This window comes from Pseudomonas sp. KB-10, from assembly GCF_018221585.1.
In the GTDB taxonomy this organism is placed as follows: Bacteria; Pseudomonadota; Gammaproteobacteria; order Pseudomonadales; family Pseudomonadaceae; genus Aquipseudomonas; species Aquipseudomonas yangonensis.
Genome location: NZ_QYYB01000004.1, coordinates 277,902 through 299,574, shown reverse-complemented (window position 1 = coordinate 299,574; position 21,673 = coordinate 277,902). Strand labels below are relative to the sequence as shown.

The 21,673-nt window shown below is 64.0% G+C and carries 18 protein-coding genes; 13 read left to right on the top strand and 5 right to left on the bottom strand.

Annotated features, from left to right (window positions below; translation table 11 throughout):
• Positions 1 to 68 precede the first annotated feature (68 nt).
• A complete protein-coding gene (locus DXK50_RS13110) occupies positions 69 to 1,985 on the bottom strand; it encodes a bifunctional metallophosphatase/5'-nucleotidase (RefSeq protein WP_212630615.1) in 1,917 nt (638 codons plus the stop codon).
• A gap of 173 nt (positions 1,986 to 2,158) precedes the next feature.
• Between DXK50_RS13110 and DXK50_RS13105 the strand changes: the two genes are divergently transcribed.
• A complete protein-coding gene (locus DXK50_RS13105) occupies positions 2,159 to 2,323 on the top strand; it encodes a hypothetical protein (RefSeq protein ID WP_178101776.1) in 165 nt (54 codons plus the stop codon).
• Between the two features lie 33 nt (positions 2,324 to 2,356).
• Here DXK50_RS13105 and moaE read toward each other — a convergent pair whose 3' ends face one another.
• The 4 genes from moaE to DXK50_RS13085 form a co-directional block, all read right to left on the bottom strand.
• Positions 2,357 to 2,812, bottom strand: a complete 456-nt coding sequence (moaE, locus tag DXK50_RS13100; protein WP_212630614.1) for a molybdopterin synthase catalytic subunit MoaE — start codon at positions 2,810 to 2,812, stop codon at positions 2,357 to 2,359.
• Positions 2,813 to 2,896: 84 nt separating this feature from the next.
• Positions 2,897 to 3,139, bottom strand: coding sequence for a MoaD/ThiS family protein (locus DXK50_RS13095; protein ID WP_212630613.1), 243 nt, complete (start codon positions 3,137 to 3,139; stop codon positions 2,897 to 2,899).
• Entirely contained in the window at positions 3,136 to 3,612 is a 477-nt protein-coding gene (gene moaC, locus DXK50_RS13090) for a cyclic pyranopterin monophosphate synthase MoaC (protein WP_212630612.1), read from the bottom strand. The genes DXK50_RS13095 and moaC overlap by 4 nt, the downstream gene beginning before the upstream one ends.
• A gap of 236 nt (positions 3,613 to 3,848) precedes the next feature.
• Positions 3,849 to 5,240, bottom strand: a complete 1,392-nt coding sequence (locus DXK50_RS13085; RefSeq protein ID WP_161865051.1) for a PhoH family protein — start codon at positions 5,238 to 5,240, stop codon at positions 3,849 to 3,851.
• Positions 5,241 to 5,749: 509 nt separating this feature from the next.
• On the opposite strand from DXK50_RS13085, the gene yaaA reads away from it, so the two are divergent.
• From yaaA to DXK50_RS13025, 12 genes are all read left to right on the top strand, one after another.
• Positions 5,750 to 6,529, top strand: coding sequence for a peroxide stress protein YaaA (gene yaaA / locus DXK50_RS13080; RefSeq protein ID WP_212630611.1), 780 nt, complete (start codon positions 5,750 to 5,752; stop codon positions 6,527 to 6,529).
• Positions 6,530 to 7,247: 718 nt separating this feature from the next.
• Entirely contained in the window at positions 7,248 to 8,558 is a 1,311-nt protein-coding gene (gene algD, locus DXK50_RS13075) for a GDP-mannose 6-dehydrogenase (RefSeq protein ID WP_161865049.1), read from the top strand.
• 48 nt (positions 8,559 to 8,606) lie between these two features.
• Positions 8,607 to 10,088, top strand: coding sequence for a glycosyltransferase family 2 protein (locus DXK50_RS13070; protein WP_161865048.1), 1,482 nt, complete (start codon positions 8,607 to 8,609; stop codon positions 10,086 to 10,088).
• A gap of 26 nt (positions 10,089 to 10,114) precedes the next feature.
• Positions 10,115 to 11,278 carry an alginate biosynthesis protein Alg44 gene (locus DXK50_RS13065; RefSeq protein ID WP_212630610.1) on the top strand — a complete coding sequence of 388 codons (1,164 nt, stop codon included), beginning with the start codon at positions 10,115 to 10,117 and terminating at the stop codon, positions 11,276 to 11,278.
• 12 nt (positions 11,279 to 11,290) lie between these two features.
• Entirely contained in the window at positions 11,291 to 12,667 is a 1,377-nt protein-coding gene (gene algK, locus DXK50_RS13060) for an alginate biosynthesis TPR repeat lipoprotein AlgK (RefSeq protein ID WP_212630609.1), read from the top strand.
• Positions 12,668 to 12,681: 14 nt separating this feature from the next.
• Positions 12,682 to 14,121 (top strand): alginate export family protein, encoded by a 1,440-nt coding sequence (locus DXK50_RS13055; protein WP_212630608.1) that lies wholly within the window; start codon positions 12,682 to 12,684, stop codon positions 14,119 to 14,121.
• 11 nt (positions 14,122 to 14,132) lie between these two features.
• Positions 14,133 to 15,668 carry a mannuronan 5-epimerase AlgG gene (gene algG / locus DXK50_RS13050; protein ID WP_212630607.1) on the top strand — a complete coding sequence of 512 codons (1,536 nt, stop codon included), beginning with the start codon at positions 14,133 to 14,135 and terminating at the stop codon, positions 15,666 to 15,668.
• Positions 15,669 to 15,679: 11 nt separating this feature from the next.
• Positions 15,680 to 17,110 carry an alginate O-acetyltransferase gene (locus DXK50_RS13045; protein ID WP_212630606.1) on the top strand — a complete coding sequence of 477 codons (1,431 nt, stop codon included), beginning with the start codon at positions 15,680 to 15,682 and terminating at the stop codon, positions 17,108 to 17,110.
• Positions 17,111 to 17,120: 10 nt separating this feature from the next.
• A complete protein-coding gene (locus DXK50_RS13040) occupies positions 17,121 to 18,197 on the top strand; it encodes a mannuronate-specific alginate lyase (RefSeq protein WP_212630605.1) in 1,077 nt (358 codons plus the stop codon).
• Positions 18,198 to 18,341: 144 nt separating this feature from the next.
• Positions 18,342 to 19,793 carry an MBOAT family O-acyltransferase gene (locus tag DXK50_RS13035; RefSeq protein WP_212630604.1) on the top strand — a complete coding sequence of 484 codons (1,452 nt, stop codon included), beginning with the start codon at positions 18,342 to 18,344 and terminating at the stop codon, positions 19,791 to 19,793.
• Between the two features lie 13 nt (positions 19,794 to 19,806).
• Positions 19,807 to 20,940, top strand: coding sequence for an alginate O-acetyltransferase (locus DXK50_RS13030; protein ID WP_161865040.1), 1,134 nt, complete (start codon positions 19,807 to 19,809; stop codon positions 20,938 to 20,940).
• Between the two features lie 25 nt (positions 20,941 to 20,965).
• Positions 20,966 to 21,613: an alginate O-acetyltransferase AlgF gene (locus tag DXK50_RS13025; protein WP_161865039.1), complete on the top strand. Its 648-nt coding sequence runs from the start codon at positions 20,966 to 20,968 to the stop codon at positions 21,611 to 21,613.
• Positions 21,614 to 21,673: the final 60 nt, after the last annotated feature.

Sequence of the window (21,673 nt, the reverse complement as noted above, 5' to 3'; positions counted from 1 at the left end):
GCAAGATCGCGGCGGATGAGCAAAGGCACACTGCGTACCGGAGTCGGCACGCAGCGCGCCCCAGGCGCTCAGTACCGTCGCCGCAACGGGCGGCTCAGCAGCCAGAGGATCAGCAGCTCGCAAGCCAGGATCACCGCACTGGTGCCCCACTGCAGCGGCCCGGCGAGGCGGAACATCTCGACCGGATGCAGGCTGGGCGCGCGAATCATGCGCGCTTCGGCAGCGATGCCGGTGGTGGGAATATCGGCCAGGCCGTCGCCGTCGAGATCCGGCAGGCTGCGGATATGGTCGAGCAGCGCCTGCCATTCCTTGAGTTCCTGCACACCTTCGGTTTCCGGGTCCTGGTCGACGATGGCGTCTTCGATACGCGGCAGCGGCTTGCCCTCGGCATCCTTGGGGATTACGTCGAGCAGGCCCTTGGTCAGGTCCGGCACCAGCCAGGTGAAGCTGCCGACGTAACTGGTGGCGCCGATGCTGTAGAGGCGCGTGTCGTTCAGATCCAGGTCGCGGTACCCCCTGACCGGATCACCAATCTCGATGCGGCTGACGCGGTCGAACGGCACACGCCAGGGGTTGTAGGTAAAGCGCACGCCGGAGACCCGCGGGTAGTAGCTCTGGCTGTCGCGTAGCTGGTAGGCGAGCAGCAGCACCTCCAGCAGCGACTTGATTTCACGGGCGCTGACGTAAGCCTTGATCATCGGGTAGCCGGGTTCGTCGTCGAAATGGCCGATGCCCAGCGGCGCGATGCGGAACAGGTCGGAGACATCCTGCACACCGTTGCGGCCTTTGAACAGGTCATCGCGGATGGTGCCGTTGCCGGTGAAGGCCAGGTCAGCGTCCACCGCATGACGCAGGGCATCGGTCACCAGGTTGGCCAGGGTCTGGTCGCTGAAGTCGCGGCCCAGGCTCTGGTCGACCTTGGCCAGCGGCTGGTCGAAACGATAGCCCTTGGGCGCCAGCATGCGCTCGCTGACCACCTGCTTGAAATCCTCGACCTTGGCGGTGATGGTCGCATCGCCGGCAATGCTGTCATTGACCGCATGCAGACGGTAGTCGCGCACTCGTGGCACGCCGTCGTCACCGAGGGTCATGCGCAGCTCGCCGAGGTACTGGATTTCCGAACCGGCCTGCACCACCGGAGTATGCCCATTGACCAATACCGGCTGCGGCAGCGCCACATGCGAGTGCCCGCCGACGACGATATCGATGCCCGGCACCTGCTCGACCAGCTCCACTTCCTCGCCGCGCCAGCTGCCATCGTCCTGTTGGGTGACGCCCATGTGCGAGAGCAGGATGACCACCTCGGCGCCCTTCTCGCGCAGCTTGGCTACGGTTTCCTTCGCGGTGGCCACCGGGTCGGCGAAGGTCACCGGTTTGATCATCGGGCTGACCGCCACGGCGTCGTTGCCGAGCAGACCGAACAGGCCGAAGCGGATGCCACCACGCTCGATCAGCTTGTATGGCAGGATGCGCCCGGCCTCGGCATGCGCCTCGAGGCTGTCGTCGGCCTTGCTCGCCGGATCGAAGCGCATGTTGCTCGACAGCAGCGGCACCAGCGTATCGCCCTTGGCCTTGTGCGCGGAGCTGATCATCGCGGCGAGGCCCGCCGGACGGAAGTCGAACTCATGGTTACCGATCACCGCGGCGTCGTAGCCCAGCTCGGTCATCAGGCGCAGTTCGCTGCCCATCTCGCGGGCGATGGTGTGAAACAGCGTGCCCATGGTGAAGTCGCCGCCATCGAGCAACAGCAGGGGCTCGTCACCGGCTGCTGCGCGGCGCTCGCTCAACAAGGTGGCCAGGCGCGCCACGCCGCCAACCGTGCCGTCATCGTCGACCGTTGCCGGGCTGTATTCGTTGTTGGGACCGAAACCGAGCAGGCGCGACTGCCAGTCATTGCTGTGCAGGATGGTGAAACCGCGCTCGGCAGCGGCCAGCGGCGCGGCAGCCAGCAGACCGACGAGCAGAAGGGAGGGAAACAGGCGCATGGACGATCCTTGACGATGACTGCGCACAGTATGGGGCACGCCATGACGCCAGACAGCGACCGATCGAGACGCATTTTGTCGCCAATCGAGTCAGCCAATCATTGCCTCAGATCAGCGCTGAAACGAGATGCAGGGACTAGGCTGTATACAGGATGGCGAAGCGGAGAAGAGCGATGGACCACTATCACCTGATGCTGGTACTGCTGATCGGCGGCTTTCTGATGCTGGGAGTCGGCTTCAATTTTCGCGAACACGAATGGGGCGTGCGGGTTCTGGGCCTGGGCGTGCTGCTGATGCTGGTGCCAATTGCGCTGCGGGTGCATCTGGCGCTGGCGTAGGGCGCGCCGTAGGCATCGACCTGGTAGATGTCGCTACGGTTTCTGCCAGCGCTCGGCCGCGCTCCGGTCGCTGCAGCGGCCTTCGACCCAGCGCGGACCTTCGCTGGTGTCTTCCTTCTTCCAGAACGGCGCGCGGGTCTTCAGATAATCCATGACGAAGTTGCAGGCGTCGAACGCCGCCTGCCGATGGGCACTGCTGGTGCCGACGAAGACGATGGGCTCGCCCGGCTCCAGCCGACCGACGCGGTGGATGATCTCGATGCCCAGCAGCGACCAGCGCTCGCGCGCCTCATCGGCGATCTTGGCCAGGGCCTTTTCGGTCATGCCCGGGAAGTGTTCAAGGAACATGCCGCCGACTTCGCGTCCATCATTGAAGTCGCGCACGTAGCCAACGAAGGTGACCACCGCGCCGATGCCGAGGTTGGCGGCATGCAGGGCATTGAGCTCGGTGCCGGGATCGAAGGGTTGGGTTTGGACGCGGATGGTCATGCGGTGTGTCCGTTCGGTAGGGCTTTGGAGCGGTGGGAGGGGCTTCAGCCGCGACAACGAGCGCAGCAGCGGCTGACAGCAGCATCAGCCGCCGGTGACGGTGGGGAAGAAGGCCACTTCATCGCCTTCGGCCAGCGGCTCGTCGAGGCTGCACAGCTCCTGGTTGCGTGCGCACATCAGGTTCTGCTCGCCCAGCACTTCCCACTCGCCGCCGCGAGCCATCAGGTGCAGGCGCAGGTCGTCGAGGGTGGCGAAGTCGCCGCTGAGTTGTTCGTCGTCACGGCCCAGGGCTTCACGGTAGCGGGCGAAATACTGCACGCGGATCATGCTTGTTCCTCCAGCTTGTAGTGACCGCTCTTGCCGCCGAGCTTTTCCAGCAGGCGCACCTGCTCGATGACCATGCCGCGATCCACGGCCTTGCACATGTCATAGATGGTCAGCGCGGCGACGCTGGCGGCAGTCAGTGCCTCCATCTCGACACCGGTTTGCCCGGACAGTTTGCAACGTGCGGTGATATGCACTGTGTCACCGCCCTCGGCGCTCAGCTCGACCTTCACGCCGCTGAGCATCAGCGGGTGGCACAGGGGGATCAGATCGCTGGTTTTCTTCGCCGCCTGGATGCCGGCGATGCGCGCCACGGCGAACACATCGCCCTTGGGATGCTCACCGGCAACGATCATCTGCAGAGTAGCGGGCAGCATGCGCACACGCGCTTCGGCGGTGGCTTCGCGGAAGGTGGTCGCCTTGTCGGTGACGTCGACCATGTGCGCGCGGCCTTGGGAATCGAGGTGGGTCAGCACGGGAAAGCTCCTGGCGGGAATCCACCGATTGTAAACCTGCAGGTCAGGAATTCGTAGCCCGGATGCAGCCCCGGGCACGTCATCCGGATTGCATCCGGGCTAGGCAACTGTAGGAGCGGATTTATCCGCGATCATCGCGGCTGAAGCCGCTCCCACAGCGCCTGTGGCGATTCGTTAATACAGACTAAAACGCCCCTGCTCTAGCGAGCAGGGGCGCGGGTTTACCGACCGGAAGGCTACATATGGCTTTCGGCGTATTCCGCCAGGATCGAGCGCGGTACGCCTTGCAGGGTGATATGAACGCCGTGGGGGAAGTCCTTGAAACGTTCGGTGAGGTAGGTCAGGCCCGAGCTGGGCGCGGACAGATAGGGCGTATCGATCTGCGCCAGGTTGCCCAGGCACACCACCTTCGAGCCGCTGCCGGCACGGGTGATGATGGTTTTCATCTGGTGCGGGGTGAGGTTCTGGCATTCGTCGATGAGGATCAGGCTCTGCTGGAAGCTGCGCCCGCGGATGTAGTTGAGGGATTTGAACTGCAGCGGCACCTTCTGCAGGATGTAATCGACGCTGCCGTGGGTGCTCTCGTCCTCCATATGCAGCGCTTCGAGGTTGTCGGTAATCGCGCCGAGCCAGGGCTCCATCTTTTCCGCCTCGGTACCGGGCAGAAAGCCGATCTCCTGATCCAGCCCCTGCACGCTGCGGGTGGCGATGATGCGCCGGTAGCGCTTGCTGACCATGGTCTGCTCGATAGCCGCGGCCAGCGCCAGGATGGTCTTGCCGGAGCCAGCGGCACCGGAAAGGTTGACCAGGTGGATGTCCGGATCGAGCAGCGCGAACAACGCCAGCGCCTGGTGGATGTCGCGCGGTTTCAGGCCCCAGGCTTCCTGGTGCAGCAGCGGCTCTTGGTGCATGTCGAGAATCACCAGCTCATCGCCCTTGATCGCCTTGATCCAGCCGACGAATCCCTGCTCATCGAGGATGAACTCGTTGATGTGCACAGCCGGCAGGTTGTCGGTGAGCTGCACGCGGTGCCAGGTGCGGCCGTGATCCTGACGGGTGTCGACCTTGCTCACACGGTCCCAGAACGAGCCGGGCATGTCGTGGTAGCCCTTCGACAGTAGCGAGACGTCATCGACCAGCTGGTCGGTGTGGTAGTCCTCGGCGTCGATACCGCAGGCGCGCGCCTTCAGGCGCATGTTGATGTCCTTGGTCACCAGCACCACGGAAAGCCCGGGGTTGCGGGTTTTCAGCTCTACCAACTGGTTGATGATCTTGTTGTCGTTGAGGGTTTCCGGCAGCCAGGTAACCGGCGCGGCGCTCTTGCTCATAAGAATGGAAAGTCGCCCACAGGGACCGCTCTTGCCACGCTGGATAGGTACGCCATATTCGACGTCTTCGGGTTCGGCGCCAGCGAGAATCTGATCGATCAGGCGGATGGCCTGGCGACATTCGGCGGCGACGCCATGCTTGCCGGACTTCAGTTTGTCGAGTTCCTCCAACACCGTCATCGGAATGGCGACGTGGTGTTCTTCGAAGTTGAGCAAGGCGTTGGGATCGTGAATCAGAACATTGGTGTCGAGGGCGTAGAGGGTTGGAGCGGTGGGCTTGGAGCGTCCGTGGTCATCCATACTCGGTCACCTTCTTGTAGTAGCCAGGCGACGCAATACCAGGGCGGTGCTGCGCCGGACAGAGACCGCCGATTTTTCAGATCGGGGCCGAAAGGTGGCAAGCAAGGTGAGGGCCAATGGCCGCCACCTGTCTGCAGGTTTCGGCGGTCTTGCTTTTTTATTACTCCAATTCACATGACAGAAAAACGTTTTTTTCTCCGCATGTGGGTTTATTTGCACGGGCGACAGATAACGCTTGGCGTACCGCCAACCGACCGTTAAAGTCAGAAGTCCCACCCGCTTCATCCCGCTTCGCTTACCCGCCCTCACTTGCAGCATGTTGCGCCAATCAGGTGCAGCGCCTTTCGCTTAGCCATGAATTTTCTGCCTTCCCAGGGGCGGTCGGCTCATTCGCGAGCAGAGCTCGCGCCTACCACAGCAGCGATCGGCCATTCTCAATCGCCGCGATAGGTGGTCTTGCCGATCCCTGCCCTCTAGAATCGCCGTCACGCTTTCTGGAGACCTTGCACATGCTGATGGTGATTTCACCGGCCAAGACCCTCGATTACGAAACCCCGCCCGCCACCCCGCGCTTCACTCAACCCGAACACCTTGACCACGCCCAGGAGCTGATCGAGCAGTTGCGCGAGTTCAGCCCGGCGCAGATCGCCGAACTGATGGGCCTGTCCGACAAACTCGCCGGGCTCAACGCCGCGCGTTTCGGCAGCTGGGAACGGCCGTTCAACCCCTCCAACGCCAAACAGGCGCTGCTCGCATTCAAGGGTGACGTCTATACCGGGCTCAACGCCGAGGATTTTTCCGAAGACGACTTCGACTTTGCCCAGGCCCACCTGCGCATGCTTTCCGGCCTGTATGGCGTGCTGCGCCCGCTGGATCTGATGCAGGCCTATCGCCTGGAGATGGGCACCAAGCTGGCCAACGGCCGCGGCAAGGATCTTTACGCCTTCTGGGGCGAGCGCATCAGCGGCTGGCTCAACGAAGCGCTGGCCGCGCAGGGTGATGATGTGCTGCTCAACCTGGCCTCCAACGAATACTTCGGCGCGGTCAAGCGCAAGGCGCTGAACGCTCGCATCATCGACACCGAGTTCAAGGATCTGAAGAACGGTCAGTACAAGATCATCAGCTTCTATGCCAAGAAGGCCCGCGGCCTGATGGCCCGCTACGTGATCAAGGAACGCCTGACCAACCCCGAAGGCCTGAAGGAATTCAACTATCAGGGCTACCGCTACTCGGCCGAGCACTCCAGGGCCGACAGCCTGGTTTTCCTGCGCGACCAGCCACAGGACTGATCGCCAAGCTCATCAAACCCATGCACCGCTCATCGGCTCCTGCATGGGTTTGGCCGCTGCGCTGCGCACCATCCTCTCTTCCCTTTGCTCCGCTCGCCTGTCACCTCTCGGCCCCCGAGCGCTACGCCTGGCAAAAATTCAGCCGCCGTTGCGTCTGATTCTCAAAAACCTGCTTGGCATCACAGTTTCAGCACGACTGCACTTTGCACAGAACTTATTGCGCTACTTAGTTATCGGATAGTTTCGCGTTAGTTAACTGGCAACGGTGCCATCATGCATTTTGCAACTTGCCACTATATTGCGATCAATTTAGCCGTTCAGCTCCAGTTCAGCTTCAGGACGAACGGTAGGAACTATCCGAAAGGGCCACTACTCATACAGCCCGTAACACATTTCAACACATAACTTTTCGTCAACTGAACCTGCCAGGCAGCGGATTGACTTTCGCCGGACAGCTTCACGCCGAGAAAAGTTCGTGTGGTTAAAAGGGAGATATAGCAACTCGCCAGAGTACTGATATAGACGCCTCGCTCGAGGCAGAAGCGACAACATCAAAGGGCCACCTTACATATAAAGGCCCGCACTTGGTGCCAACTCAGGCGCCGCTCTCTACTTATGCCTGAATGAACTTGCTCGCCATTTAAAAGCAAGTTCACGGACTAGTTTTGACCAAAAAAGCCAGTATTTGAAACTGCATCGAACGGACGAGGTGAATACCATGCGAATCAGTATCTTCGGTTTGGGTTATGTAGGTGCCGTTTGTGCCGGCTGTTTGTCGGCACGGGGGCACGATGTGATTGGCGTGGACATTTCCGCGAACAAGATCGACCTGATCAACAACGGCAAATCGCCCATCGTCGAGCCGGGCCTGGAAGAACTGCTGCAACAGGGTCTGCGTCAGGGCCGCCTGCGTGGCACCACCGACGTCGCCGCTGCCGTTCTGGAGAGCGATGTATCGTTCATCTGCGTCGGCACGCCGAGCAAGAAGAACGGCGACCTGGAACTAAACTACATCGAAGGCGTATGCCGCGAGATCGGCATGGCCATGCGCGACAAGAACGAACGTCACACCGTGGTGGTGCGCAGCACCGTGCTGCCGGGCACTGCCAAGAACGTCGTGCTGCCGATTCTCGAAGACTGCTCGGGCAAGAAGGCCGGCGTCGATTTCGGCCTGGCGGTGAACCCCGAGTTCCTGCGTGAAAGCACCGCGATCAAGGACTACGACTTCCCGCCGATGACCGTCATCGGTGAGCTGGACAAGGCCTCCGGCGACCTGCTGGAAAGCATCTACAGCGAGCTGGACGCGCCGATCATCCGCAAGGACATCGAAGTCGCCGAGATGATCAAGTACACCTGCAACGTCTGGCACGCGGCCAAGGTCACCTTCGCCAACGAGATCGGCAACATCGCCAAGGCGGTCGGCGTCGACGGTCGCGAGGTGATGGACGTGGTCTGCCAGGACCACAAGCTGAACCTGTCCAAGTACTACATGAAGCCCGGCTTCGCCTTCGGCGGCTCCTGCCTGCCCAAGGACGTGCGTGCGCTGAACTACCGCGCCAGCAGCCTTGACGTGGAAGCCCCGCTGATCGGCTCGCTGATGCGCAGCAACGCCGCCCAGGTGCAGAAGGCCTTCGACATCATCGCCAGTCATGATTCGCGCAAGGTCGCCCTGCTCGGCCTGAGCTTCAAGGCCGGCACCGATGATCTGCGTGAAAGCCCGCAGGTGGAGCTGGCCGAGATGCTGATCGGCAAGGGCTTTGACCTGAGCATCTACGACCGCAACGTCGAGTATGCCCGCGTCCACGGCGCCAACAAGGACTACATCGAGTCGAAGATCCCGCACGTTTCCTCGCTGCTCAACAGCGACCTGGACGATGTGGTGGCGAAGGCCGACATCATCGTCCTGGGCAACAGCGACGAGCGCTTCGCCCAACTGGCCAAGCAGGCACCGAGCGGCAAGCGCGTGATCGACCTGGTCGGCTTCATGCCCCACGCCAGCAACGGCGTGGCCGAAGGCATCTGCTGGTAAGGCCCAGTCGTACCCGCGCGCCCGGCGCGCGGGTACCGAGAGACGCATATGGACAAGCTCAAGAACGGCCTCAACCAAGCCAGCGGCTGGATGCTCTATCTCAGCCTGCTGATGCTCCTGGCACTGGCGCTGCCCCGCTCGGTGTTCGACCCCGAGTCGCGGCACTTCCTGCTGCTGATCGGCATCGTCGGCATCTGGCGTTATTCCATGGGCGCCATGCACTTCGTGCGCGGCTGCCTGTTCCTTTACCTGGTGTACCCCTGGTACCGCCGCAAGGTTACAAAACTCGGCAAGGACGCCGACCCCTCTCATGTGTTCCTGCTGGTCACCAGCTTCCGCATCGAGGCGCTGACCACCGCCATGGTCTACCGCTCGGTGATTCGCGAAGCCATCGACTGCGGCTACCCCTGCACCGTGGTGTGCTCGATCGTCGAGCTCTCCGACGAGCTGCTGATCAAGAACCTCTGGGCTCAGGCCGAACCGCCGGCGCACGTCACCCTGGACATCGTGCGCATTCCCGGCACCGGGAAGCGTGACGGCCTGGCCCACGGTTTCCGCGCCATCTCCCGGCAGATGCCGGACCGCGACGCGGTGGTGGCGGTGATCGATGGCGACACCGTGCTCGAGCCTGAAGTGGTACGTAAATGCGTGCCCTGGTTCAAGCTCTTCCCCAATGTCGGCGGGCTGACCACCAACGAGTTCTGCGAGGTACGCGGCAGCTACCTGATGAGCGAATGGCACAAGCTGCGCTTCGCCCAGCGCCACCTCAACATGTGCTCGATGGCCCTCTCCAAGCGCGTGCTGACCATGACCGGGCGCATGTCGGTATTCCGTGCCAGCGTGGTGACCGATCCCGAGTTCATCCGCGACGTCGAAGCCGACCACCTCGAACACTGGCGCCTGGGTCGTTTCCAGTTCCTCACCGGTGACGACAAATCCAGCTGGTACAGCCTGATGCGCCTGGGCTACGACACCTTCTACGTGCCGGACGCCGCCATCAACACGGTCGAACATCCGCCGGAGAAGAGCTTCATCAAGGCCAGCCGCAAGCTGATGTTCCGCTGGTACGGCAACAACCTGCGGCAGAACTCGCGGGCGCTGCGTCTGGGATTGGGTCGCCTCGGCGCCTTCACCAGCCTGGTGCTGTTCGACCAGCGCGTATCGATGTGGACCTGCCTGCTGGGCCTGTGCGTGGCGATCATCGCCAGCCTCAAGTACAGCGTGATGTATCTGCTGATCTACCTGCTGTGGATCGGCACCACGCGGCTGATCCTGACGCTGCTGCTGATGCTCTCCGGCCACCGCATCGGCCCGGCCTACCCGGCGCTGCTCTATTACAACCAGATCGTCGGGGCCATGGTGAAGATCTATGTGTTCTTCCGCCTCGACCAACAGTCCTGGACGCGCCAGAACACCAAGCTCAACCGCGGCCTGTCCAGCTTCGCCAACTGGTTCAACAGCTGGTCGTCGCGTGCCATGACTTTCTCTGCTGCCTCCGTCTTCATCGCCGCGCTGCTGGCGCTGGTATGACCCTACTCGAATAGGAATTAGCCACCATGAACTCCGTCGCCAATCACAACGTCGTCCATGAGTCCGAGGCCCAGCGCCAGCACGCACGCGTCAAGCTGCCAGGGCGTTTGCGCTTCACCAATGCCAAGGGCGAGCGCATCGATGCGCGCCTGCAGGACATCTCTGCCGGCGGCTTCAGCTTCACCAACGAAAAGACCTCGCACAAGGTCGGCGATTTTCATCGCGGCCAGCTGCAGTTTCAGCTCGACAGCCTGGTGCTGGGTCTGGACGTCGAGTTTCAGGTCAATTCGGTACAGCCGGAGCACAACCGCATCGGCTGCCAGTTCCACGGCCTCGGCGCACGCGAAGCTGCCGCCCTGCGCCACCTGATCAGCGCCCACCTGGCCGGTGAGCTGGTCAACGTCGGCGAGGTGCTGCACATCCTCCAGCGTGACAACTTCACCAAGGCGCGCAAGAACGGCGCAGGCGGCGGCATGGGCATGTTCGGCCGTCTGCGCGCGGTGACCTTCAGCGCCGCGATCTTCGTTATCGGCCTGGCCGCCTTCGGTTACATCGGCAAGTCGATCTACGGCCTGTACTTCGTCACCCACGCCCAGTCGGCGCAGATCAGCCTGCCGGCGCTGCAGGTCACCATGCCGCGCGAAGGCAGCGTGCAGGCCCTGGTTCAACCCGACGGCATCGTGGAAAAAGGTGCGCCGATCGCCACCTTCACCACCAGCATGCTGGAAATGCTCAAGGGCCACCTGGGCGACGATCAGCTCGAGCCGAGCCAGATCGAAGCGCTGTTCGCCCGCGAGATGCAGGGCACCCTGACCAGCCCGTGCAACTGCAAGATTGCCCGCCAGCTGGTGGCCGACGGCCAGTTCGCCAGCAAGGGCGACGTGATCTTCGAACTGGTGCCGCAGGATGGTGTGGCGACCGTGAGCGCCAGCTTCCCCTACCGCCACCTGGAGCAGGCACGCCCCGGCACCCCGGTGACCTTCAAGGTGGCGGGCGAGGACCAGGCGCGCCACGGCGAGATCGTCAGCAGCGCGCTGCACGATGGCGGCCTGAGCTCGGACATCCGCTTAGTGATCAAGCCGCAGGACACCCTGCCGGCCGGCCTCGCCGGTCAGCCGGTGGACGTGGTCATCGACCGCGGCCCGTCGCTGGGCTGGCTGGTTGATCGCGCCGTCGCGGCAGGTCGATAAGGAGAAGGTGCCGTGAGCATGCCTCTACTTCGCCCCGCCCTGCTCGGCCTCGCCGTCAGCGCCACGCTGGCCGGCTGTGCCGGCCTGCCGGATGAGCGCCTGGCCCGCGAAGCCCTGCAGAGCGGTGATCAGCAGACGGCCGAATGGCACTTCCGCCAGCTCGCCGAGATGGGCTACAGCGACTCGCAGATCGGCCTGGCCGACATCTACGCCGCCAATGGCCAGAACCAGGACCTGGATGAGGCCGAGCGCATCTATCGCCAGGCCATGGACGGTTCGCCACGCGCCAAGGCGCGTCTGGGCAAGCTGCTGGCGCGCAAGCCCGGCAGCACCCTGGCCGAGCGCCACGAGGCCGCCGAACTGCTGGAAAGCGCAGCCAAGGCGCGCGAACCCAGCGCGCTGCTGCCGCTGACCGAACTCTACCTGTTCTACCCACAGGACTTTCCCGCCATGAACATCGCGCAACGTATTCAGGACTGGCGCCAGCAGGGTCTGCCGCAGGCGGAACTGGCGCAGATTCTTCTGTATCGCACCGATGGCACCTACGACCAGCATCTGGGCGAGATCGAGCGCATCTGCCAGGCACGCCTGGCCAGCAACGACGCCTGCTACGCCGAGCTGGCCACCGTGTACCAGAAGCAGAATCGCGAAGACGATCGCCAGGCGCTGATCGATCAGCTGCTGGCGGGCTACCGCGCCGGCAGCGTCTCGCCCAACCAGGTCGAGTCCGTAGCCCAGGTGCTCAGCGACCCCGAGCTGGGCCAGCCGCAACCGCAGCTCGCCCAGGACCTGCTGGAAACCATCGCGCCGAACTACCCGGCCGCCTGGGTCAGCCTCGCGCGTTTGCTCTACGACTATCCGGGACAAGGCGATATCGACACCCTGCTCGGCTATCTGGAGAAGGGTCGCGAGGCGGCCCTGCCGCGCGCCGAACTGCTGCTCGGGCGCCTGTACTACGAGGGCAAGCTGCTGCCGCAGCAGCCGAAGAAGGCCGAGGAGCACCTGCGCAAAGCCGCACCCAGCGAGCCCAGCGCCAACTACTACCTGGGGCAGATCTACCTGCGCGGCTACCTCGGCGAGGTTTACGCCCAGCAGGCGCTCGACCATCTGCTCAGCGCCGCCCGCGCCGGCCAGCTCAGCGCCGACTTCGCTCTGGCGCAGATGTTCAGCCAGGGCCGCGGGGTCAAGCCCAACCCGGTCAACGCCTATGTATTCAGCCAACTGGCCCTGCCACGCAATACGCCGCCGACCTTCGAGCTGGCGCATGAGGTGGAAGCGAGCCTGACCCCGGCGCAACTGGCCGAAGGCCAACGCCTGCTGCGCGAGGAACGCGATGCCCGCGGCATCGTCCTGCAGCAGCAGGCCGCCCTGCAGGTCAGCCAGCCATGAACAGGGATGCACGCATGCAGCTAAATCGTATCGTCAGCCAATTGGGGCTGAGCGCCAGCCTGCTGGCCGCCAGCACTGCCTGGGCGGCGGATGCACCGAAGAATTTCGGCCTGGATGTGAAAATCACCGCGCAATCGGAAGACGACCGCGACCTCGGCACCCGCAGCGGCGGGGATGTCAGCGGTATCGGTCTGGACCTGCGCCCCTGGGCCTACGGCGAGCGCGGCGACTGGAGCGCCTTCGCCATGGGCCAGGCGGTCACCGCCACCGACACCATCGAAACCGACCCGCTGCAAGACGACGGCGAAGACAGCGCACAGCGCAGCGACGCCCGCCAGCCGGACAAGAGCTACCTGGCGATGCGCGAATTCTGGGTCGACTACAGCGGCCTCACCGCCTACCCCGGCGAGCACCTGCGCGTCGGCCGCCAGCGCCTGCGCAGCGATGAAGGCACCTGGTGGGACACCAACATCGAAGCGGTCAACTGGCGCTTCGACACCACCTTGCTGCAAGCCACGGTCGGCGTCGCCGAGCGCTTCTCCGAATACCGCACCGACCTCGACGATCTGGCACCTGAAGACGAAGACCGTCGCCACTTCTTCACCGGTCTCGACTACCAGTGGACGCCCGGTCATCGCATCGGCGCCAAGCTGCACCACAGCCGCGACGACGGCAGCCTGCCGAACGCCGGCGAGCGCGTCGACGAACTGAGCAAGCGCTACACCGGCGACTTGACCTGGTTCGGCCTGCACGCCGACGGCGGCTTCTTCGAGCGCAACTCGCGCAATCGCCTCAACTACTGGGCGCAGATGACCTGGCTCAAGGGCGACACCGATCAGCTGCAGCAGCAGGTGGTCGGCAGCGAGCGCATCGCCACCGGCTCGCGCAGCCAGGACGTCGACGCCTGGGCCATGGACCTGGGTCTGCGCTACAGCCTCGATGAAAACTGGAAGATCGGCGCCGCCTACGCCCGTGGCAGCGGCGGCGGCAACGACGGCAAGTCGCGCCAGTTCATGCAGACCGGTCTGCAGAGCAACCGCGCCAACTTCACCGGCGTCGAATCGCGCCTGCACCGCTACGGCGAGGCCTTCCGCGGCGAACTCTCCAACCTGCAGGTGGCCAGCGCGTTCAGCTCCTGGCAACTGGGCCAGGACTACGACGCCAGCGTCGTCTATCACCGCTTCTGGCGCGTCGATGGTGATCAGGACGTCGGTGACAGCGGCATCACCGCGCCGCTGGTCGCCGGCGAGAAAGACATCGGCCAGGAAGTCGACCTGGTGCTGACCCGCTACTTCAAGCAGGGCCTGCTGCCGGCCACCGTCGCCGAACAGCTGGATGACCGTTCGGCCCTGGTACGCCTGCGCGCCGGCGTGTTCCTGCCGGGCGACGCCTACGGCAGCGGCACCGACTCGGTGATGCACCGCGCCTTCGTCGACTTCATTTGGCGCTTCTGAGGGATCGGATCATGCAACCCAACGGCTTAGCCCTACCCCTGCTGCTCGGCGCGTTGTGCCTCACGGTGCCGCTGGCCGAGGCCAACCCGACGCAGCAACAGTTCGACTACCGCGTGCGCAGTGCACCGGCTGATGAACTGCATATGGAAGCGCCCAAACTGCCGGACCTGTCCGGCTACACCAAGGAGGCCGTGCTGGCCAAGATTCCGCGCGAACAACGCGGCCAGGTGGTGGTACGGCGCATGCTGCGCCAGGACGCGCTGAAAGACTTCACCGGCGGCAACGAGCGCCTGCGCGAGTGGATCAAGCGCCAGCAGGGCATGCCCCAGGCGATCTTCATCGAAGGTGGCCTGGTCACCGCCCAGGACCTGGCCAAGGCGCTGCCCGACAGCCAGTTCCAGGAGCAGGAGCCGGGCGTGTACATCGCTCGCCTGCCCATCGTCGTCGCCGAAGGCGCGGCGCTGCATGTGGGCAAGGAAACCCGTGAACTGCGCCTGTCGCAGGAGCGCGGCTCGTTCCTGGTCAATGATGGCCTGATGTTTCTCACCGACACCCGCGTCACCGCCTGGCGCGAGGCCGACAACGGCCCGGCGACCATGCGCGACAACGGCAAGGAATTCCGCCCGTTTCTAGTGTCCTGGGGCGGCAGCGAGCTGTACATCGCCGGCAGCGTGATCACCAGCCTGGGCTACGACAACTCCAAGTCGTACGGGGTGTCGATCACCCAGTACACGCCGAACATGCACGAGCGCCTCAAGCGCGACGAGCCGACCGGCTGGCTGATCGACTCCGAGTTCGTCGATCACTGGTACGGCTTCTACTGCTACGAAGCGCAGAACGTGGTGATCAAGGGCAACACCTACCGCGACAACATCGTCTACGGCATCGACCCGCACGACCGCTCGCACGGCCTGATCATCGCCGAGAACAAGGTCTTCGGCACCAAGAAGAAGCACGGCATCATCATCTCCCGCGAGGTCAACGACAGCTGGATCATCAACAACGAGAGCTACGACAACAAGCTCTCCGGCGTGGTCATCGACCGTAACAGCGAGCGCAACGTGATCGCCTACAACAAGGTGCGCGGCAATCATTCCGACGGCATCACCCTGTACGAGAGCGGCGACAACCTGCTGTGGGGCAATCAGGTGCTGGGCAACCAGCGCCACGGCATTCGCATCCGCAACAGCGAGAACATCCGCCTCTACGAGAACCTCTCGGCGATGAACCAGCTCACCGGCGTGTACGGCCACATCAAGGATCTGTCCGACACCGACCGCGACCTGCAGCTCGACCCGTTCGACACCAAGATTTCCATGATCATCGTCGGCGGCACCCTGGCCGGCAACGGTTCCAGCCCGATCAACATCGACTCGCCGCTGTCGGTCGAGCTGTACCGCGTGAAGATGCTCGCTCCGAGCAAGAGCACCGGCATCCAGCTCGCCGGCATCCTCGGCGAGAAACAGGACGAAATCCTCGACCTCATGCTGCGCCAGCGCCTGCCCGTGCTGATCGATCCGATCGAGCCCGAGCCGATGACCAACTGACGAGGCCTCCCATGACTGCATACAAACTCAAGACCCTGGCCCTGGCAGTGACTTGCGCCGCATTCGGCAGCGCGCTGCAGGCCGAAGAGCGCCAGGCGCCGCAATATCAGGTGGAAGACTGCTGCTCGCTGTGCCCGGCTGCGCACGATGCCAGCCGTTACACCACCAACTACATGAAGAACTTCATCACCCTGATGGATGCCGACGAGGGTTGGCTGTTCCGCAGTGTCGAGGACCTGCGCACCGAGTTCGGCACCACCGAGATCGGCTACCAGCGCCTCAAGGAGCTGCGCGACGGCCTCAAGCAGCGCGGCGTGGAACTGGTGGTGGTCTACCAACCGACCCGCGGCCTGGTCAATCGCAGCAAGCTGCGCCCGGCCGACTACCAGCGCTTCGACTACGACAAGGCGCTGCGCAACTATCGCCAGGCGCTGACCCGCTTCGAACAGCTGGGCATCTGGGTACCGGACCTGACTCCGCTGACCGACGAGAACACCGACAAGGAGTTCTACTTCCGCCGCGACCAGCACTGGACGCCCTACGGCGCCGAGCGTACCGCGCGCCTGGTGGCCGAGACGGTCAAGCGCATCCCCGGCTTCGAGGACATCCCGCGCAAGGAATTCGTCACCGAGCGCGTCGGCCTGATGGGCAAGACCGGCACCATGCAGAACGTCGCCAGCCAGCTGTGCGGCACCGGCTATGCGGTGCAGTACGTCGACCAGTTCGTCACCGAGCCGAAGGACGCCAGCGATGGCGACGCGCTGTTCGGCGATGACAGCAGCCCGCAGATCACCCTGATCGGCACCAGCCACAGCGGCAAGAACTACAACTTCGGCGGCTTCCTCGAAGAGTACCTGGGCACCGACGTGCTCAACGCAGCCTTCCCCGGTGGTGGCCTGGAAGGCGCGATGCTCGAGTACCTGGCCAGCGAGTCGTTCCAGAACGACCCGCCGAAGATCCTCATCTGGGAATTTTCGCCACTCTACGACCTGGCCTCGGACAAGATTCACCGCCAGCTGATGGCCACTCTGAACAACGGCTGCAGCGGCCAGACCGAACTGCTCGCCAGCGAGAAACGCCTGCATCCGGGTAGCAACGAAATTCTGGTCAATGGCGAGAACAAGCTGCTGACCCTGCGCGGCAACCGCCACCAGCTGGACCTGCGTTTCAGCGACCCATCGGTCAAGCGCGTCGACGCCACCATCTGGTACCTCAACGGTCGCCGCGAGCAGCTCAAGCTGGAGAAACCCAACACCGTCGATACCGACGGCCGCTTCGCCGTGGAACTGCGCGACGAGCCGGGCTGGGGTGATCAGAACTTCTTCGCTCTGGAAATCGAGAAACCCGAAGACAGCGATGACGACCTGAAAGTCCAGGCCAGCCTGTGCCAGCGCCCGGGCGGGGCCAGCCAGCAAGTCGCGCAGCACAGTGCGAACGACTGAGGAGGCAAGCATGCCCAAACGACTCGCTCCACTCACACTCCTGGCGCTGCTACTCAGCGGTCCAGCCCTTGCCGAACTGCAACCGCCGTCCGGTTACTACGCCGCCGTCGGCCAGCGCGACGGCAAGGCGCCAGCCTGCCCGGCGGTGCCGCAACCCTATACCGGTGAGCTGCAGTTCACCAGCAAGTACAAGGGCTCCGACAGCGCGCGCGCCACGCTCAATCGCAAGGCGGAGAAGAACTTCCGCGAGCAGACCGCGCACATCACCCGCCTGGAGAAGGAAGCCGGACGGATGATCACCGGCTACATGCGCACCGGTCAGCCGGAGCGTCTGGAATGCGCCATCGAATGGCTGGACCGTTGGGCCAGCGCCGATGCGCTGGAGTCCGAGCGGTTCAACCATACCGGCAAGTCGATGCGCAAATGGGCGCTCGGCAGCCTGGCCGGCGCCTGGCTGCGCCTGAAGTTTTCCGAGTCGCAGCCACTGGCAGCCTACCCGCAACAGAGCGCGCGCATCGAAGCCTGGTTCACCCGCCTGGCTGAACACACGGTGCGCGAGTGGAGCGATCTGCCGCTGCGCAAGATCAACAACCACAGCTACTGGGCCGCCTGGTCGGTGATGGCGGTAGCGGTGATCAATGACCGCCGCGACCTGTTCGACTGGTCCGTGGACCAGTTCCGCATCGCCGCCAATCAGGTCGATGACGAAGGTTACCTGGCCAACGAAATGCGCCGCAGCCAGCGTGCTCTTGCCTACCACAACTACGCCCTGCCACCGCTGGCGATGATCGCCGCGTTCGCCAAGGCCAACGAAGTCGATCTGCGCGGCGAGAACCATGGCGCCTTGCAGCGCCTGGCCGAACGCGTGCTGCAAGGCGCGCGCGACCCGGCCGCGTTTTCCCAGCGCACCGGCGCCAAGCAGGACATGAGCGAGCTGCGCAAGGACTTCAAGTACGCCTGGCTGGCGCCCTACTGCAGCCTCTACGCCTGCGACGAGCAGACCCGCGAACTGAACCAGGAGAAGGGGCCGTTCAACAGCTTCCGCCTCGGTGGCGAGGTGACGCAAGTGTTCGGTGACGGGCGCTGATGCACACACCCTGTAGGAGCGGATTTATCCGCGAAAATCGCGGCTGAAGCCGCTCCCACAGGTTTGCGGCGACGTAACAAAACAAACCCTCCGCTGGCGGGGGGAAAGGGGGGCGCTGCCCCGGCTGTTCACGGAGAAGCACGGATGGTCTTTTCATCCAACGTCTTTTTGTTTCTGTTCCTGCCGATCTTCCTCGGCTTGTATTACCTGTGCCCGAATCGCGGGCGCAACCTGCTGATCCTGATCGGCAGCTACACCTTCTATGCCTGGTGGCGGGTGGACTTCCTCCTGCTGTTTGCCGCCGTGACGTTGTGGAACTACCTGTTCGGCCTGCGCATTCACGCCCACGCCGGTACCCAGGCGGCACGCCGCTGGGTGGTGGCCGGGGTCATCGGCAACCTGGCCACGCTGGGTTACTTCAAGTACGCCAACTTCGGCGTGGCCAATATCAATGCCCTGCTCGAAGCCGCCGGCATGGAGCCGTTCGTGCTGACCCAGGTGATCCTGCCGATCGGCATTTCCTTCTATATCTTCCAGTCGATCAGCTACCTGATCGACGTGTACCGCCGTGACACCGAGCCGACGCACAACCTGATCAACTTCGCCGCCTTCATCGCCCTTTTCCCGCAACTGATCGCCGGCCCGGTGCTGCGCTACAAGGACCTGGCCGACCAGTTCACCGACCGTACCCACAGCATCGACAAATTCAGCGAAGGCGCCACGCGCTTCATGCAGGGCTTCGTCAAGAAGGTGTTCATCGCCGACAGCCTGGCGCCGCTGGTGGACCATTGCTTCGCCCTGGAGAACCCCAGCACCGGCGACGCCTGGCTGGGCATGATCGCCTATACCGCGCAGCTGTACTTCGACTTCTCCGGCTACAGCGACATGGCCATCGGCCTGGGCCTGATGATGGGCTTTCGCTTCATGGAGAACTTCAACCAGCCCTATATCAGCCAGTCGATCACCGAGTTCTGGCGGCGCTGGCACATCAGCCTGTCCACCTGGCTGCGTGACTACCTGTACGTGCCACTGGGCGGCAACCGCCACGGCACGTTCAACACCTACCGCAACCTCTTTCTGACCATGCTGCTGGGCGGTTTCTGGCACGGCGCCAACTGGACCTTCCTGATCTGGGGCGCCTGGCACGGCACCTGGCTGGCCATCGAACGCGCGCTGGGGGTGAAGGCTGCACCCACGGTGTTCAACCCGCTGAAGTGGGCCTTCACCCTGCTGCTGGTGATGCTCGGCTGGGTGATCTTCCGCGCCGAGAACCTTGAGGTGGCCGGGCGCATGTACGCGGCCCTGTTCGCCTTCGGCGACTGGCGCCTGAGCGAGCTGACCCTGGCGCACATCACCGGGCTGCAGATGGCGACCCTGGCGCTGGCCTGGGTGGTGATCGCGGTCAACGGCGCCCGTCAGTTCCTCGCCAGCCGCGGCCACGAGCCAGGGCTGACCCTGGCCAGCGCCGGCGTCGCCCTGCAGGCCATCGACCTGCGCATGGTGGCCCTGCGCGGCGCCCTGCTGCTGTTGTTCTGCGCCTCGCTGCTCAAGCTCTCGGCGCAGAGCTACTCCCCCTTCCTCTACTTCCAGTTCTGAGCGGAGGCCAAGCATGAATCGCCCCATCAAAACCCTGTACGTCGCGCTGTTCGCCCTGCTGCTGTTGCCGGTCAGCCTGCTCGCCCTGAGCAAGCTCGCCGACTATCACATGCCGGCGCAGCCGAGCGTGCTCGACGGCGGCCTGGCCAAGAGCATCGAACGTCACTACGACGAGAACTTTCCGCTCAAGCAGGCCGGCATCAACCTTTGGGCTGCCGTGGAATATCTGGTGTTCGGCGAAGGCCGCAGCGGTCTGGTGATCGGCCAGGACGGCTGGCTGTACTCGGACGAGGAATTCGCTCCGCTGGCCGACGGTCAGCGCCAGATGCGCGACAACCTGGCGTTGATCCGCGGCGTGCAGCGCCAGCTGGAAGAACGCGATATCCAGCTGCTGCTGGCCATCGTCCCGGCCAAGACGCGCCTGTACCCGGAGCACACCGGCAGCCATCGTCCCAGCGCCCTGCAACGCAGCCTGTACCCGCGTTTTCACCGTGCGGTGCGCAACGCCGGGATCGCCGCACCGGACCTGCTCGAACCGCTGCAGGCGGCCAAGAACGAGGCGCCGATGTTCCTGCGTACCGACACCCACTGGACCCCGGAAGGCGCGGACGTGACTGCCAAGGCGCTGAGCGAAGTGGTGCGCAGCGCCATGCAGCTGCGTGGCGAGCCGCAGCAGTTCGTCACCGAGACCGTGGAAACCCGCGCGCACCAGGGCGACCTGACCCGTTTCCTGCCGCTGGCCCCCTTGTTCGAAAGCCTGATGCCACAGGCCGACCGCCTGCAGCAGCGCGAGACCCACGCCGCCGAAGGTGGCGGTGACGACCTGTTCGGCGACAGCGATCTGCCGGTGACCCTGGTCGGCACCAGCTACAGCGCCAACCCGGCCTGGAATTTCGCAGGCGCCCTGCGTGAGCACCTGCAGCGCGACCTGGCCAACCACGCCGAGGAAGGCGGCGGCCCGCTGGTGCCGATGCTCAAGTACCTGCAGAGCGAGGATTTCGAGAACAACCCACCGCAGCTGGTGATCTGGGAATTCCCCGAGCGCTACCTGCCGATGACCAGCGATTTCACCGATTTCGACCCGCAATGGCTTGCCGCACTCAAAGACGGCGGCGAGCGCCAGGGGCTGGCTGCCGCCAGTCACTGATTCATCCCCCAAGGAGGACTATCCGATGAGCAATCAAACCACCCTACGCCGTTTCACTCTGGGCGCCTGCGCCCTGGCTCTGGGCCTCGGCATGATCCAGGCACAGGCCGACGACGGCGCACTTTACGGCCCCAAGGCGCCCAAGGGCTCGGCTTTCGTCCGCGCCTATAACGCCAGCAGCGCCGAACTCGATGTCAGCGTCGGCCAGACCCAGCTCAAGCAGATCTCGCCGCTGGGCTCGAGCGACTTCAAGTTCCTCCCGGCCGGCAGCTACCAGGCGCAGGTCGGCAACACGCAGATGCCGGTGGACCTGGAAGCCGAGCATTACTACACCCTGGTCAGCCAGACCGGCGACAAGCCACGCCTGGTCGAGGAGCCGCCCTTCACCAGCCGCCAGAAAGCCCTGCTGCGCGTGCAGAACCTGACCGACAGCACCCTGAGCGTGAAAACCGCTGACGGCAAGACCGATGTGGTCGCCGACGTCAAGCCGGACGGCCGCGGTGACCGCGAGATCAACCCGGTCAAGGTCGGCCTGGCGCTGTTCGATGGCGAGCGCAAGGTCGCCGACCTGAAGCCGGTCACCCTGGAACGCGGTGAAGTGGTCAGCCTGTTCGTCACCGGCGGCCAGGGCAAGTTTTCGCCGGTGTGGGTCAAGCGCCCCATCGACGGTTGAGGCAGTGAGTTTCTAGAACAAGGAAAACGGCGGGTACACGTCGCACCGACACGACACGGG